This is a genomic window from Burkholderia sp. BCC1047 (genome assembly GCF_902833155.1).
GTDB classification, from domain to species: Bacteria; Pseudomonadota; Gammaproteobacteria; order Burkholderiales; family Burkholderiaceae; genus Burkholderia; species Burkholderia sola.
Map to the genome: position 1 here is coordinate 210,739 of NZ_CADFEH010000003.1, position 14,550 is coordinate 225,288.

General features: G+C 67.2%; 15 protein-coding genes. 8 read left to right on the forward strand and 7 right to left on the reverse strand.

The genetic code is table 11. The features are described from left to right. The first annotated feature begins 41 nt into the window (after window positions 1–41). Both HWX55_RS04895 and HWX55_RS04900 read left to right on the forward strand, forming a co-directional pair. Window positions 42–983: a LysR family transcriptional regulator gene (locus tag HWX55_RS04895; RefSeq protein ID WP_124557261.1), complete on the forward strand. Its 942-nt coding sequence runs from the start codon at window positions 42–44 to the stop codon at window positions 981–983. A 117-nt stretch (window positions 984–1,100) separates the two neighbouring features. After that, window positions 1,101–1,253, forward strand: coding sequence for a hypothetical protein (locus tag HWX55_RS04900; RefSeq protein ID WP_162838134.1), 153 nt, complete (start codon window positions 1,101–1,103; stop codon window positions 1,251–1,253). A gap of 61 nt (window positions 1,254–1,314) precedes the next feature. On the opposite strand, the gene HWX55_RS04905 is transcribed toward HWX55_RS04900, so the two are convergent. From HWX55_RS04905 to wrbA, 4 genes are read right to left on the reverse strand one after another with little or no spacing between them, the layout of a single operon-like run. Further along, entirely contained in the window at window positions 1,315–2,145 is an 831-nt protein-coding gene (locus tag HWX55_RS04905; RefSeq protein ID WP_175974429.1) for a metallophosphoesterase, read from the reverse strand. A gap of 25 nt (window positions 2,146–2,170) precedes the next feature. Beyond that, a complete protein-coding gene (locus HWX55_RS04910; protein ID WP_175974432.1) occupies window positions 2,171–3,592 on the reverse strand; it encodes an FAD-binding oxidoreductase in 1,422 nt (473 codons plus the stop codon). A gap of 18 nt (window positions 3,593–3,610) precedes the next feature. Beyond that, window positions 3,611–4,003, reverse strand: a complete 393-nt coding sequence (locus HWX55_RS04915; protein WP_050018173.1) for a DUF2069 domain-containing protein — start codon at window positions 4,001–4,003, stop codon at window positions 3,611–3,613. Then, the gene (gene wrbA, locus HWX55_RS04920) at window positions 4,000–4,620 is read right to left on the reverse strand and encodes an NAD(P)H:quinone oxidoreductase (RefSeq protein ID WP_175974434.1); all 621 of its coding nucleotides are present in this window, start codon (window positions 4,618–4,620) and stop codon (window positions 4,000–4,002) included. The genes HWX55_RS04915 and wrbA overlap by 4 nt, the downstream gene beginning before the upstream one ends. A 145-nt stretch (window positions 4,621–4,765) precedes the next feature. Between wrbA and HWX55_RS04925 the strand changes: the two genes are divergently transcribed. Further along, the gene (locus tag HWX55_RS04925) at window positions 4,766–6,094 is read left to right on the forward strand and encodes a YihY family inner membrane protein (protein ID WP_089488378.1); all 1,329 of its coding nucleotides are present in this window, start codon (window positions 4,766–4,768) and stop codon (window positions 6,092–6,094) included. A 14-nt stretch (window positions 6,095–6,108) separates the two neighbouring features. Here the strand turns inward: HWX55_RS04925 and HWX55_RS04930 are convergent, their stop codons facing one another. Beyond that, the gene (locus HWX55_RS04930) at window positions 6,109–6,426 is read right to left on the reverse strand and encodes an Mpo1-like protein (RefSeq protein ID WP_175974436.1); all 318 of its coding nucleotides are present in this window, start codon (window positions 6,424–6,426) and stop codon (window positions 6,109–6,111) included. 157 nt (window positions 6,427–6,583) lie between these two features. On the opposite strand from HWX55_RS04930, the gene HWX55_RS04935 reads away from it, so the two are divergent. The 3 genes from HWX55_RS04935 (at window position 6,584) to aroC (ending at window position 10,505) form a co-directional block, all read left to right on the forward strand. Next, on the forward strand, window positions 6,584–7,039 hold the full coding sequence (locus tag HWX55_RS04935) for a CBS domain-containing protein (protein ID WP_006488504.1): 456 nt from the start codon (window positions 6,584–6,586) through the stop codon (window positions 7,037–7,039). 139 nt (window positions 7,040–7,178) lie between these two features. Further along, window positions 7,179–9,113: an MFS transporter gene (locus HWX55_RS04940; protein WP_175974438.1), complete on the forward strand. Its 1,935-nt coding sequence runs from the start codon at window positions 7,179–7,181 to the stop codon at window positions 9,111–9,113. 291 nt (window positions 9,114–9,404) lie between these two features. Then, window positions 9,405–10,505: a chorismate synthase gene (gene aroC, locus HWX55_RS04945; RefSeq protein WP_050018168.1), complete on the forward strand. Its 1,101-nt coding sequence runs from the start codon at window positions 9,405–9,407 to the stop codon at window positions 10,503–10,505. Between the two features lie 144 nt (window positions 10,506–10,649). Here the strand turns inward: aroC and HWX55_RS04950 are convergent, their stop codons facing one another. Beyond that, window positions 10,650–12,323, reverse strand: a complete 1,674-nt coding sequence (locus HWX55_RS04950; protein WP_175974440.1) for an electron transfer flavoprotein-ubiquinone oxidoreductase — start codon at window positions 12,321–12,323, stop codon at window positions 10,650–10,652. A 179-nt stretch (window positions 12,324–12,502) separates the two neighbouring features. Between HWX55_RS04950 and HWX55_RS04955 the strand changes: the two genes are divergently transcribed. Further along, a complete protein-coding gene (locus HWX55_RS04955) occupies window positions 12,503–13,285 on the forward strand; it encodes an SDR family oxidoreductase (RefSeq protein ID WP_050012456.1) in 783 nt (260 codons plus the stop codon). A 32-nt stretch (window positions 13,286–13,317) separates the two neighbouring features. Continuing rightward, complete coding sequence (locus HWX55_RS04960; protein WP_050012457.1) at window positions 13,318–13,758, forward strand: thioesterase family protein; 441 nt, start codon at window positions 13,318–13,320, stop codon at window positions 13,756–13,758. 120 nt (window positions 13,759–13,878) lie between these two features. On the opposite strand, the gene HWX55_RS04965 is transcribed toward HWX55_RS04960, so the two are convergent. Then, window positions 13,879–14,424, reverse strand: coding sequence for a LuxR C-terminal-related transcriptional regulator (locus HWX55_RS04965; protein ID WP_050012458.1), 546 nt, complete (start codon window positions 14,422–14,424; stop codon window positions 13,879–13,881). Window positions 14,425–14,550 lie beyond the last annotated feature (126 nt).

The following is a 14,550-nucleotide window of genomic DNA, read 5'->3' on the forward strand; positions in this document are numbered from 1 at the left end:
ACCCTGTGCAACAATCCTTGCGGATTCACACGGGTAATCGGATGGATACGTTACAAAACATGCGGGTATTCGTCCGCGTGGTGGACGCGGGAAGCTTTACCGCCGCCGCCCAGCAGATGAATTCGACCACCGCCTACGCATCGCGCGCGGTCTCGGATCTCGAGGCCCACCTGCGCACGCGCCTCCTGAACCGCACGACGCGCCGGATCGCGCTGACCGAAGCCGGCGAGCGCTATCTGCAACGCTGCGAACAGATCCTCGCCTATGTCGACCAGGCCGAAGCCGAGGCCGGCGACGCGCATGCGCGCCCGTCCGGCAAGCTGAAGGTCCATTGCTTCACGAGCCTCGGCCAGCACTACCTGGTGCCGGCCATCGCGCGCTACCGCGAGCGCTATCCGGACGTGCACGTCGAGCTGACGCTTGCGCAGCGGATGCCGGACCTGCTCGACGAGGGCTACGACGTCGCGATCGTCGTCGGCCGCGATCTGCCCGATTCGGGGCTCGTGTCGCAACGGCTCGGCGAGAGCTACAGCGTCGTATGCGCGTCGCCCGGCTATATCGAGTCGCACGGCTTGCCGCAGCGGCCGGCCGATCTCGCGCAGCACGTGTGCCTCGGGATGGTCGCGCCGGGCTTTCACTTCGACGAGTGGGCGCTGGCGGGGCCGAACGGCGACGAGGTCGTGCCGATCACGGCGCCGCCGTTCCGCGTGAACGTCGCCGAGGCGCTCGCGGTGGCCGTGCGGGAGGGGATGGGCATCGGCGGGCTGCCGCTCTATTCGGCGATCGGCTGGCTGCGCAGCGGGCACATCGTGCGCGTGATGCCCGAGTACCGCTCGCACGTGATGAACATCTACGCGCTCTATCCGTCGCGTCAGTACCTCGACGCGAAAATCCGGACCTGGGTCGATTTCCTGCGCGAAGAGGTGCCGCTCACGCTCCAAGCCGACGAAGCCGCGCTCGAACAGTTCACGCGTGCGACATGACCGCGCGGTCGACCGCAATCTGACGAGATTTGTCCTTCACGCAACATTTTTTTACGAACGTGTGTCAGACAGTTTGATACTGTTGGAATTAACGAGATACACCACACCGGAGTAGCGATGGATACGCACCTGATGATCGGCCTTGGCGTCCTGCTGGGCGCGGCTGCCGCCGCGGCGGCGACCCGCGACCTGCTGCGTGCGATGAAGGCGAAGGCGCAGCTGAAGCCCGTGCCGGTCCGCGTGCGCGAGCCGCGCCGCCCCGGCCGCTGATCCCGCCGGCGTCACGCTTCAGGTCGGGAAGGCCGCGCGACGCGGCCGCCCGGGCCGGCGTTCACCCGAGCTCGACGACCTTGTCCCACGCGAACGCGGGGTTTTCCCATTCGCCGGTGCGCCGGTGAAAGTAGCCGCGCGGATTGCACACCACGCGCGTGCCGCCGTCCGCCACGTAGTCGAATGACGTATGCGTGTGGCCGTGCAGCCACAGATCCACCGGCGGCCGCACCAGTTCCGCCATGTCCGTGACGAACCCCGCGGAAGCCAGATCTTTCGCATAGCGTTCCGCCAGCGAGCGCCGGTGCGGCGCATGATGAGTGACGACGATCGTCCTGCCCGCGAATGGCGCTGCCAATTGCGCTTCCAGCCATGCGCGGCCGCGCCGGTGCAGCGCGATCGCGTCGGCCGGCGAGAAATCCCGTTCCGGCGCGCTCGCTTCCGCATGCACCGCCGCGTCGTGCGGCCAGGTCACCTGGATCAATCCCTTGAAATCGAGCATCACGCGCAGCCCGGCGTCGGTCGCGCGCGCGACGCTGGCTTCGTCCCGGCCGAACAGCGAAAAATCGGCCCACAGCGTCGTGCCCAGCACGCGGAAGCGTTGGGCGGGATCGACGTAGACACCGTTGTTCAGGTAATGCACGTTGTCGAGCGCATGCGCCGCGTCGCGCATTGACGATTCCAGCGCGCCGAATTCCCCGTCGTAATACTCGTGGTTGCCGGGCACGTAGATCACCGGCACCGCCGGGTCGAACGTCTCGGCGGCCCAGCGTAGGCCTTCCGCGTGATTGTGGATGTCGCCGGCCAGCACGACGAGATCCGCGTCGGCATGCGGGATCGCGTCGGGCAGGTTGTTTTCGAGATGCAGGTCGGACAGGACGCGGACTTTCACGGGCGTGGCTCCGGAGTAGGCGGTTTCAGCGCAGGACCTTGCCGGGATTCATCAGGCCGCGCGGGTCGAGCGCGGTTTTCAGCGTGCGCATCAGCGTCGTTTCGACCGGCGACTTGTAGCGCTGCGCGTCGTCGATCTTCAGCTGGCCGATGCCGTGCTCCGCGCTGATCGTGCCGTGGTGGCGGTGCACGTTGTCGTAGACGATCCGGTTGATCGGCGCCTGGAACGTCGCGAGGAACGCCTTCGGATCGCCGCCTTCGGGCGTCTGCACGTTGTAGTGCAGGTTGCCGTCGCCCAAGTGGCCGAACGTGACCATACGCGCGCCCGGCGCGGCCTGCTGGATCGCCGCGTCGGTCTCGTCGATGAAGCGTGCGATCGACGAGATCGGCACCGCGATGTCGTGCTTGATGTTGAGCCCTTCGTCGGCCTGCGCGAGCGGGATGTGCTCGCGCAGGTCCCAGAACGCACGCGACTGCGCGAGGTTCTCCGCGACCACCGCGTCGACCACGAGCCCGGCCTCGAACGCTTCTTCCATCAGCTTCTCGAACAGCGCGCGCGCATGCGCTTCGCTTTCGTTGTCGGACAGCTCGAGCAGCACCGTTTGCGCATGCGTTTGCGCGAACGGGTAACGCAGTTGCGGATAGTGCTTGCCGACCAGCTGCATGCAGAAATCCGACATCAGCTCGAAGCCGGTCAACAGCGGCCCGGCCGCGCGCTGCGCGAGCGCGAGGAAATCGAGCGCCGCGTGCGGCGATTCGAGCGCGGCCAGCGCGGTGACCCGCGCGGCCGGCAGCGGATGCAGCTTCATCACGGCCGCCGTGATGATCCCGAGCGTGCCTTCGGCGCCGATGAACAGGTCGCGCAGGTCGTAGCCGGTGTTGTCCTTGCGCAGGCCGCGCAGCCCGTCCCAGATCTCGCCCTGCGGCGTCACGACCTCGAGCCCGAGGCACAGCTCGCGCGCGTTGCCGTAGCGCAGCACCGCGGTGCCGCCCGCATTGGTCGACAGGTTGCCGCCGATCGTGCAGCTGCCTTCCGCCGCGAGGCTCAGCGCGAACAGCCGGCCGCCTTCGCGGGCGCGCGCCTGTACGTCGGCGAGGATCACGCCGGCTTCGACGGTAATCGTGTTGTTGTGCGGATCGAGCGCGCGCACGCGGTTCAGGCGCGCAACGCTCAGCACGGCCTGGCTGCCGCTCGCGTCCGGCGTCGCGCCGCCGGCGAGCCCCGTGTTGCCGCCTTGCGGCACGAGCGCGACGCCATGCGCATTGGCGAGCTTCACGAGCGCGGCGACTTCGGCCGTGTTCGCGGGCCTCAACACCGCGCACGCCGCGCCCTTGTAGCGGCGCCGCCAGTCGGTCAGGAACGGTTCGGTATCGTGCGGGTCGGTCAGCACGTGATCGGCGCCGATCGCGTCGCGGCACGCGGAAACGAAAGCTTCGGAGGACATCATCACCTTGTCGCGTAAGGGTCAGGACGCGGCGCGCGGTTTTTTCGCCGCGCGCTTGAACGGCGCGACGTAAGCCAGCGCCGCCACGAAGAAGCCGACGGCAAGCAGGGTCTCGCACCAGCCGAGCGTTGCGGACAGCCCGCGATCGGACATGCCGCGCACGATGCCTTCGGCCAGATAGACGAGGATCAGCATGCTCGCCCACTGCATCGTATAGATGTTACGCCGCCAGACGCCGGGCAGCGCGAGCGCGAGCGGCACGGCCTTGAGCATCAGCGCGGAGCCGCCGGGGCGCAGCGGCGCGAGCCACAGCTCCCATGCGAGCGACAGCGCGATCAGCGCGACGAGACACGCGGCGGCGGCCAGCGCGTAGCGCGGCCGGGCCGCGACGGCGGGGCGGGCGGGGGCGGTCATGCGGCTTCGGTGGCCTGCGCAGCGGAAAGGGCCGCGGCGGCGCGCGCGAGCCGCACGCCCAGCGCGGCGGCAAGCGCCTTCTCGTCCGCCGAGAGCCCGCCGGGCGCCGCGCGGTCGTGCTGCGCGACGTGCGACGCGCCGTACGGCGTGCCGCCGGTACGCGTCGTGCTGAGGGCGGATTCGGTGTACGGGATCCCGACGATCATCATCCCGTGATGCAGCAGCGGCAGCATCATCGACAGCAGCGTCGACTCCTGGCCGCCGTGCAGGCTGCCCGTCGACGTGAACACGCTCGCGGGCTTGCCGGTCAGTGCGCCGGACAGCCATTGCGGCGTCGTGCCGTCGAGGAAATACTTGAGCGACGCGGCCATGTTGCCGAAGCGGGTGGGCGAGCCGAGCGCGAGGCCCGCGCATTCCTCGAGGTCGCGCAGTTCCGCGTACGGCGGGCCGTCGGCCGGGATGTCGGGGGCGGTGGCTTCGCATACGGCCGACACGGGCGGCACGGTGCGGATGCGGGCCTGCATGCCCGGCACGCTGTCGATACCGTTCGCGATCGCGAGCGCGAGATCGCGCGTGGCGCCGTGACGGCTGTAATAGAGGACGAGAATGTCTTTCATGGGCGACGGAGCCGTGTGCGGCCGCGCGCGTGCCCGGTGCAGTCGGCCCCTGCTGGAATCGAGCGGCTATTATAGGGGCTGAAGCCGTCGCGCAGCGCGGCGGCGGCGCGCCGTGACGCGCGCAGTTTCGAGAAGGAGAAGCCGTTTGCCGAAGTTGAGCGTCGATCTCGACACCATCAAGCGCCTCGCGCAGTTCGCGGCCCGGCGCAGCGCCGAGGATCGCATCCCGCAGGTGGCGGGGAGCCTGACCTTCACGACGATGCTGGCGCTCGTGCCGCTGCTGACGGTCGCGTTCGCGCTGTTCACCGCGTTCCCGATGTTCGCGTCGTTCCAGATCTCGCTGCAGGGGTTCCTCGCGGATCACCTGATGCCCGCGCAGTTCAACATCCAGATCTTCAAGTACCTGAACCAGTTCGCGTCGAAGGCCAAGGGGCTGACGACGGCCGGGCTGATCGTGCTCGTCGTCACGTCGGTGATGACCATGATGACGATCGAATCGGCGTTCAACCTGATCTGGCGCGTGCGCAAGCCGCGGCCGTTCGCGCAGCGCGTGCTCGCGTACTGGGCGCTGATTACGCTCGGGCCGTTGCTGTTCGGCGTGAGCCTGTCGATTTCGTCGTACCTGTTCACGCAATCGCTCGCGTTCACCGGCGCGGGGGCGTCGACGTCGATCGTCGAGTGGCTGCTCGCACTTGCGTCGCTGCCGTTGACGGTGCTCGCGTTCACGCTGCTGTACGTGTACCTGCCGAACTGCGCGGTCGCCTGGCGCGACGCGGTGATTGGCGGGCTGTTCGCGGCCATCGCGTTCGAACTCGCGAAGCGCGGTTTCGGCTACTACGTGCGGCGCATTCCGACCTATACGGCCGTCTATGGCGCGTTCGCGGCGCTGCCGGTGTTCCTGCTGTGGGTGTATCTGAGCTGGTTCATCGCGCTGCTCGGCGCGATGGTGGCGTCGGCGCTGCCGGCGATTCGCGTCGGCCAGTTCCACCGGATCCACTATCCGGGCAGCGACCTGCTCGACGCGCTCGAACTGCTCGCGCGGCTCGCCGAAGCGCGCGCGGCCGGCAAGCGCGGCTACACGGCGCTGCGGCTCGCGACGATGTTGCGCTGCGACATGGAAACCGCGCAGCGGCTGCTGACGACGATGGAGGAGCGGGAATGGGTCGCGCGGCTCGACGGCGGCGAAGAGGCCACGCCGCGCTATATCCTGCTCGCGAACCCGGAGCAGCTGACGCTCGCCCAACTGTTCGACGTGCTGGTGATCGATCGTACCGAGTTGACGTACCAGCTCGAGCGGCGCCGCAGCCACGTCGAAGGCGCGGCGCTGCTCGAGGTGCTGTCGAGCGACCGGTTCGACGTGACGCTCGCGTCGCTGATTGCCGCGCACCGGCTCGCGGGCGGGCAGCCGGCCGCGAGCGCCGGGCCGGCGCCGGGCGCGGCCGACCCGCACGCGCGGCCGCCGCGGCCGGCCTGAAGGCGGGCCGGCGGCTACAGCGGGATCTTGCCGGTACAGATATCCCTGAACATCACCCAGTCGCCCATCAGGCTGTAGATCGGGTGCCGGAACGTCGCCGGACGGTTCTTCTCGAAGAAGAAGTGGCCGACCCACGCGAACCCGTAGCCGCAGACGATCGCCGCCGGCAGCCACAGCCAGTGGCCGGTCGCGACCGCCATCGCGACGCAGCCGATCACGCCGAGCGAGCCGATGAAGTGCAGCCGCCGCGACGTCAGGTTCTGGTGCTCGTTCAGGTAATACGGGTAGAAATCAGCGAAGCTGGCGAATTGCTCCGTATGCGTATGCGCCATGGCCGTCTCCTCGGGCCGCTGTTCATGAGGTCATTGTGCGGCCGGCGGCCCGCGTCCGCAAGCGGCGGCGGCCCGCCGCGCCGGCCCGTGCTTTCCTTTTGACAGGCTTTCCGATAGGATCGAAAGAGATTTTGCATTCAAGCATGAGGGGACTACGATGCGCGTCAGCGATATTCTGAAAGTGAAGGGCAACACGCTGTTTACGGTGACGCCCGATAAGCCGCTGCGCGAAGCGGTCGATACGATGGCCGAGCACGACATCGGTTCGCTCGTCGTGATGGAGTACGGCGATCTCGTCGGGATGCTGACGTTTCGCGAGATCATCCTGCGCCTGCACGTGAACGGCGGCGCGATCGGCGACGTGCAGGTGCGCAAGGTGATGGACGAGCCGCTCACGTGCACGCCGGAAACGGACGTCAACGAAGTGCGCCGGATGATGCTCGAGCGTCACGCACGCTACATGCCCGTGCTCGACAAGAAGGTGCTGATGGGCGTCATTTCGTTCTACGACGTCGCGAAGACGGTCGTCGAGGCGCAAAGCTTCGAGAACCGGATGCTGAAGGCGTACATTCGCGACTGGCCGGAATCGGAAGCCGAAGCGCACAAGCCGTGAATCGCGCCGCGCCCGGCACGTCGATGCATGGGCGCCGCCATCCGGCACGCGGCGGCGCAGGCATGTCCTGCGCCGCCGTTTTTTCAACGACAACACGAGGCCCGCGCAGCATCGCCCAGACGATGCGCGCGTATTCCGCATGAGCGATCACACGCAAGCCACATCGGGGCGGCGCGACGAACGTCGCGCCCACGCATCGCAGTTCGACCTGCTGCGCGAGCGCCGCTTCGCGCCGTTCTTCACGACCCAGTTCCTCGGCGCGCTGAACGACAACGTCTTCAAGATCGGCTTCACGTCGCTCGTCACGTATCACACCGCGCGGTTCTCCGGCGTCGATGCGAAGACGGCTGCGTTCCTGATTTCCGCGATCTTCATCTTGCCGTTCGTGCTGTTCTCGGCCACCTCGGGCCAGATCGCCGACAAATACGACAAGGCGACCCTCACGCGCTTCGTGAAATCGTTCGAGATCGTGCTGATGCTGGTCGGCGCGGCCGGCTTCGTCACGCACAGCGCGACGCTGCTGTATCTGTGCACGTTCATGATGGGAATGCATTCGACGCTGTTCGGGCCCGTCAAATATTCGTACCTGCCGCAGCATCTCGGCGAACATGAGCTGGTCGGCGGCAACGGGCTCGTCGAGATGGGCACGTTCATCGCGATCCTGATCGGCACGATCATTGGCGGCGCGGCGGCCGGCATCGAAGGCAGCGGCGAACGCGTGCTCGCGGTGAGCGTCGTCGTGATCGCGCTGGCCGGGCGGCTCGTCGCGCAGCGCGTGCCATCGACGCCCGCGCCGCAGCCCGACCTCGTGATCAACTGGAACCCGGTCAGCGAGACCTGGCGCAACCTCAAGCTCGCGCGGCAGAACCGCACGGTGTTCCTGAGCCTGCTCGGCATCTCGTGGCTGTGGTTCGTCGGCGCGACGTTCCTCACGTCGTTCTTCAATTTCGCGAAGGACGTGCTGTCCGCGAGCCCCGACGTCGTCACGGTCCTGCTCGCGACGTTCTCGGTCGGCATCGGCCTCGGTTCGCTGCTGTGCGAGCGGCTGTCGCAGCGGCGCGTCGAGATCGGCCTCGTGCCGCTGGGCTCGATCGGCATCAGCGTGTTCGCGATCGAGCTGTATTTCGCGAGCCACGCGTTGCCGTCGCCCGGCCATCTGCTGTCGGTCGGCGAATTCCTCGGCGGCGCGCGCCACTGGCGCATCCTGGCCGACCTGTTCCTGCTCGCGATGTTCGGCGGCTTCTACAGCGTGCCGCTGTATGCGCTGATCCAGAGCCGCAGCGCGCCGACGCACCGTGCGCGGATCATCGCCGCGAACAACATCCTGAACGCGCTGTTCATGATCCTGTCGGCCGTGATGGCGATGGGGTTGACCAAGGCCGGCGTCGACATTCCGGGGCTGTTCCTCGTCACCGCGCTGTTGAACGTCGTGGTCGCGACGTATATCTACCTGCTCGTGCCCGAGTTCCTGCTGCGCTTCGTCGCGTGGGTGCTCGTGCATACGTTCTACCGGATCCGCCTCGTGCACGCGGAGCGAATCCCGGCGGAAGGGGCGGCGGTGCTCGTGTGCAACCACGTCAGCTACGTCGATGCGCTCGTGCTGGCCGCCGCGAGCCCGCGTCCGATTCGTTTCGTGATGGATCACCGGATCTTCAAGACGCGTTTCGCGAGCTGGGTATTCCGGCATGCGAAGGCGATCCCGATCGCGCCGCGCCACGAGGATCCCGCGATGCTCGCGCGGGCGTACGACCTGTGCGAGGCCGCGCTGAAGGACGGCGAACTCGTGTGCATCTTCCCCGAGGGCAAGCTGACGAAGACTGGCGACATCAACCCGTTCCATCACGGCATCACCGAGATCCTGGGCCGCACGCCGGCGCCGGTGATCCCGATGGCGCTGCGCGGGCTGTGGGGCAGCTATTTTTCGCGGCATTCCGATGCGCGGATGCCGCGGCCGATCAAGCGCGGCGTGATGAGCCGGCTGACGCTGGCGGTCGGCGAGCCGATCCCGGCGTCGGTGGCGACGCCCGAGGCGCTGCAGGCGGCGGTGACCGAACTGCGCGGCGCGCGGAAGTAGGCGGGCGGGCGTCGGGGCCGGCGCGGGACGATCGATCCGCGCACCCGGCCGGGATGGCGGCCCGGTTCGGCGGGTCCCGAGCGCAACGCCGAGGGCCTGCGATCGCCACACCTGCCTCGCATCCGCCCTTATCCGCGGCCGGCCCGTGTGGTCTGAACGGTTCACCCGGCCCGCGGGCCCGGGACGGCTGGCATAATAGCGGTTTACCTCTTTCTCGACCGGCAAACGATCGACCTGCCTGCGGCCCCGGCAGCGCATCGGTTTGACCATTTCTCTTTGGGCGGTTCCATCATGTCCGGCAATACCCTCGGCACGCTTTTCACTGTCACGACCTTCGGCGAATCGCACGGTCCCGCGATCGGCTGCGTGATCGACGGCTGCCCGCCGGGGATGGGGCTGACCGAAGCCGACATTCAGGTCGAGCTCGATCGCCGCAAGCCCGGCACGTCGCGGCACGTGACGCAACGACAGGAGGCCGACGAGGTCGAGATCCTGTCGGGCGTGTTCGAAGGCGTGACGACCGGCACGCCGATCGCGCTGCTGATCCGCAATACCGACCAGCGCAGCAAGGACTACGGCAACATCGTCGAGACGTTCCGTCCCGGTCACGCCGACTACACCTATTGGCAGAAATACGGCATCCGCGATTACCGCGGCGGCGGCCGCTCGTCCGCGCGTCTGACCGCGCCGATCGTCGGCGCGGGCGCGGTCGCGAAGAAGTGGCTGCGCGAGCGCTTCGGGGTCGAGGTGCGCGGCTACATGAGCGGCCTCGGCGACATCGACGTACCGTTCGTCGACTGGTCGTACGTGCACGAGAACCCGTTCTTCTCGCCGAACGCGGCGGTCGTGCCGGAGCTCGAGGCGTACATGGATGCGCTGCGCAAGGACGGCGATTCGATCGGCGCGCGCATCGACGTCGTCGCGTCCGGCGTGCCGGTCGGCTGGGGCGAACCGGTGTTCGACCGGCTCGATGCCGATATCGCGAAGGCGATGATGAGCATCAACGCGGTGAAGGGCGTCGAGATCGGCGCGGGCTTCGACAGCGTCGCGCAGCGCGGCTCGGTGCACGGCGACGAACTGACGCCGGCCGGCTTCGTCGGCAACCACGCGGGCGGCGTGCTCGGCGGGATTTCGACGGGGCAGGACATCACCGTGTCGATCGCGATCAAGCCGACGTCGAGCATCCGCACGCCGCGCCGCTCGATCACGAAGTCCGGCGAAGAGGCGACGGTCGAAACCTTCGGTCGCCACGATCCGTGCGTCGGCATTCGCGCGACGCCGATCGCCGAATCGATGCTCGCGCTCGTGCTGATCGACCATGCGCTGCGCCATCGCGCACAGTGCGGCGACGTCGAGACGGCCACGCCGAAGATCGCGGGCAGCGCGACTTGATAGAAGCGGGCGGCGCGCGTCGCGTCGGCCGTCGAACGATGAATGCAAGCGGGGCGCTGCGTGATGCAGCGCCCCGTTTCGTTTGCGGCGGTGGTGTGCCGTGACCAAAAAAACGCGCCGCTCGCGGCGGCGCGTTCCGGCAGCTTACATGTTCGGGTAGTTCGGCCCGCCGCCGCCTTCGGGCGTGACCCACACGATGTTCTGCGTCGGGTCCTTGATGTCGCATGTCTTGCAGTGCACGCAGTTCTGCGCGTTGATCACGAGGCGCTCGCCGCCGTCGTCGTTCTTCACGAACTCGTACACGGCCGCCGGGCAGAAGCGCGCCTCCGGCCCCGCGTACGTGCGCAGGTTCACGTTCACCGGCACGTTCGCATCCTTCAGCGTCAGGTGCGCCGGCTGGTTCTCCTCGTGGTTCGTGTTCGAGATGAACACCGACGACAGCCGGTCGAACGTCAGCTTGCCGTCCGGCTTCGGATATTCGATCGGCTCGCACTGCGACGCCGGCTTCAGCATCTCGTGGTCCGCATGCTGGTGATGCAGCGTCCACGGTACGTTGCCGCCCATCACCTTCTGCTCGAGCCCGACCATCAGCGTGCCGAGATACAGGCCCTTGGCCATCCACTGCTTGAAGTTGCGCGCGCGGTACAGCTCCGTGTACAGCCACGATTGCTTGAACGCATCCGGGTACGCATTGAGCTCGTCCGACTGGCGGCCGGCCTGCACCGCGTCGAACGCGGCGTCGGCCGCGAGCATGCCGGTCTTGATCGCCGCATGGCTGCCCTTGATCCGCGATGCGTTCAGGAAACCCGCGTCGTCGCCGATCAGCGCGCCGCCCGGGAACACCGTCTTCGGCAGCGACAGCAGGCCGCCGGCTGTGATCGCGCGCGCGCCGTACGACACGCGCTTGCCGCCTTCGAGGAACGCGCGGATCGACGGGTGCGTCTTGTAGCGCTGGAATTCCTCGAACGGCGACAGGTACGGGTTCGTGTAGCCCAGGCCCACCACGAAGCCGACCACGACCTGGTTGTTGTCCATGTGATACAGGAACGAGCCGCCGTACGTGTCGGACTTCAGCGGCCAGCCGGCCGTGTGGATCACGAGGCCCGGCTTGTGCTTCGCGGGATCGATTTCCCACAGTTCCTTGATGCCGATCCCGTACGCCTGCGGATCGGCGTTCGCGTCGAGCTTGAACGTCGAGATCAGTTGGCGGCCGAGGTGGCCGCGACAGCCTTCGGCAAACAGCGTGTACTTCGCGTGCAATTCCATGCCGAGCTGGAAGTTCTCGGTCGGCTCGCCGTCCTTGCCCACGCCCATGTTGCCGGTCGCGACGCCTTTGACCGAGCCGTCGTCGTTGTAGAGAATCTCCGCGGCCGGGAAGCCGGGGAAGATCTCCACACCGAGCGCTTCGGCCTGCTGGCCGAGCCAGCGCGTCACGTTGCCCAGCGAAATCACGTAGTTGCCGTGATTCTTGAAGTTGTCCGGCAGCGCCCAGTTCGGCGTGGTCACCGCGCTTTTCTCGGACAGGAACAGGAAGCGGTCTTCCGTCACCTCGACGTCGAGCGGCGCGCCGCGTTCCTTCCAGTCGGGAAACAGTTCGGTGATCGCGCGCGGGTCCATCACCGCGCCCGACAGGATGTGCGCGCCGATCTCGGAACCCTTCTCGAGCACGCACACGCCGATCTCGGTGCCTTTCTCGGCGGCCAGCTGCTTGAGCCGGATCGCCGCCGACAGCCCGGCGGGGCCGCCGCCGACGATCACGACGTCGTATTCCATCGATTCGCGCGGGCCGTATTGCTCGATGAGGCTTGCGGGGGTCATTGGCGTTCCTCTAACCGTTAGAATGCTTTTATTCGGGAGCGTATTGTCTGCGAAACGAAACGCTTGCCGCAACAGCATGCGGGTAGATTAGCACGATCGTTCTATTTTTTGTGCTAGGGTAATGCCGCCCGGGCTGTGCCGTCCGGGCTGGCGCAACGATATCGAAAGGGGATGTGCAAATGGGTCGATCGATCAATCTGGAGGGCAAGGTTGCGCTGGTCACGGGCGCGTCGAGCGGCCTCGGGCAGCGTTTTGCGCAGGTGCTGTCGCAGGCCGGCGCGAAGGTCGTGCTCGCGAGCCGCCGCGTCGAGCGCCTGAAGGAGCTGCGCGCGGAGATCGAGGCGGCGGGCGGCGCCGCGCACGTCGTGTCGCTCGACGTGACCGACGTCCAGAGCATCAAGGCGGCCGTCGCGCATGCGGAGACGGAAGCCGGCACGATCGACATCCTCGTGAACAATTCGGGCGTGTCGACGATGCAGAAGCTCGTCGACGTGACGCCGGCGGATTTCGAGTTCGTGTTCGATACGAACACGCGCGGCGCATTTTTCGTCGCGCAGGAAGTCGCGAAGCGGATGATCATGCGCGCGAACGGCGGCGGCAACGGCAAGCCGCCGTGCCGGATCATCAACATCGCGTCGGTCGCCGGGCTGCGGGTGTTCCCGCAGATCGGGCTATACGCGATGAGCAAGGCCGCGGTCGTGCAGATGACGCGCGCGATGGCGCTGGAGTGGGGCCGCCACGGGATCAACGTGAACGCGATTTGCCCGGGCTATATCGATACCGAAATCAATCATTACCTGTGGGAAACCGAGCAGGGCCAGAAGCTGCAGTCGATACTGCCGCGCCGGCGCGTCGGCAAGCCGCAGGATCTCGATGGGCTGTTGTTGCTGCTCGCGGCCGACGAGTCGCAGTTCATCAATGGCTCGATCATCTCCGCGGACGACGGCTTCGGCCTTGCGTGAGCGGATGACATTTTGCAACAAAGAAGACAGCAATGAGCGCAACAAGCGATTACTCCCCCGTTTTTGAGATGTCGATGCCGATCCGCTGGGGCGACATGGACGCGTTCGGCCATGTGAACAACACGGTCTATTTCCGCTACATGGAGCAGGCGCGGATCTCGTGGTTCGAGCAGCTCGGCATTGCGGGCGGCAACGGCGAGGGGCAGGGGCCCGTCATCGTCACCGCGTCGATGGAGTTCCTCAAGCAGCTGCACTATCCGGGCGACGTGATCGCGAGGATGTCGGCCGCGAAGCCCGGCCGAAGCAGCTTCGACACCGGCTTCGAGCTCACGCGCGCGGACGATCCGCAGCATGTCTATGCACGCGGCAACGCGCGCTGCGTGTGGGTCGATTACGCGCTCGGCAAGTCGGTGCCGCTGCCGCCGCTGCTGCGCGACACGATCGAGCACGCGCTCGCGACGAAAATCGGCTGAGCGCGCATATCGGCAGGCCGTGCGCACCGGGTCGCCGGTGGCGCGCGGTGCCCGTCGTTTCCGTCAATCGGCCGCCATGTGCGGCCGATCGTCATTCGCGCGCCGCGATGCAATGCGCGTTCACTGCCCGAGCAGGCGCTGCAGCAGCTCCGGCGTATTGTTCGTCCCGTATTTGCGCATCAGTCGCGCGCGGTAGATGTCAACCGTGCGGGAGCTGATGTCGAGCACGCGCCCGATCTGCTTGCTGGTCTTGCCGGTCGCGAGCTGCGCGGCGATCTCGCGTTCGCGCGGGGTCAGCTCGACCGCGACGCGGCGCGTCGCGCTCAGATCCTCGAAGGTCCAGATGCCGGCCGCGAGCGGTGCGGTGCGGTCGAGCGCGCGGCCCGTCACGTGGCACCAGAACAGTTCGCCGTCGGCGCGCTTCATGATTCTGTCGTCCGAGTAGACGCCGTTCGCGACCATCACGCGTGCGATGCGCTCGCCGATTCGCTGGAATTCGTCCGTGGACGGGTAGAGCACCGCATACGATTTTCCGGTCAGGTCGGCCCGCGCGCAGCGGAAGATCGACGCGAGCGCGTCGTTGCAGTCCTCGATCACGCGGTCTCGCGACAGCACGAGGCCGAGCGGCGCGAGGTGGAAGGCGGTCTGGTAATCGAGATCGGGCATGGCGCGGGGGGAGGGAAATGCTTATGTATTTTTGCGTATTGTGCCGCATCCGCGCCGCATCGTACCCTTTCAGGCATCTCGCGGCGTTCGTCGCGACATAAAAAGCGTGCCTCGACGCAGGCATCG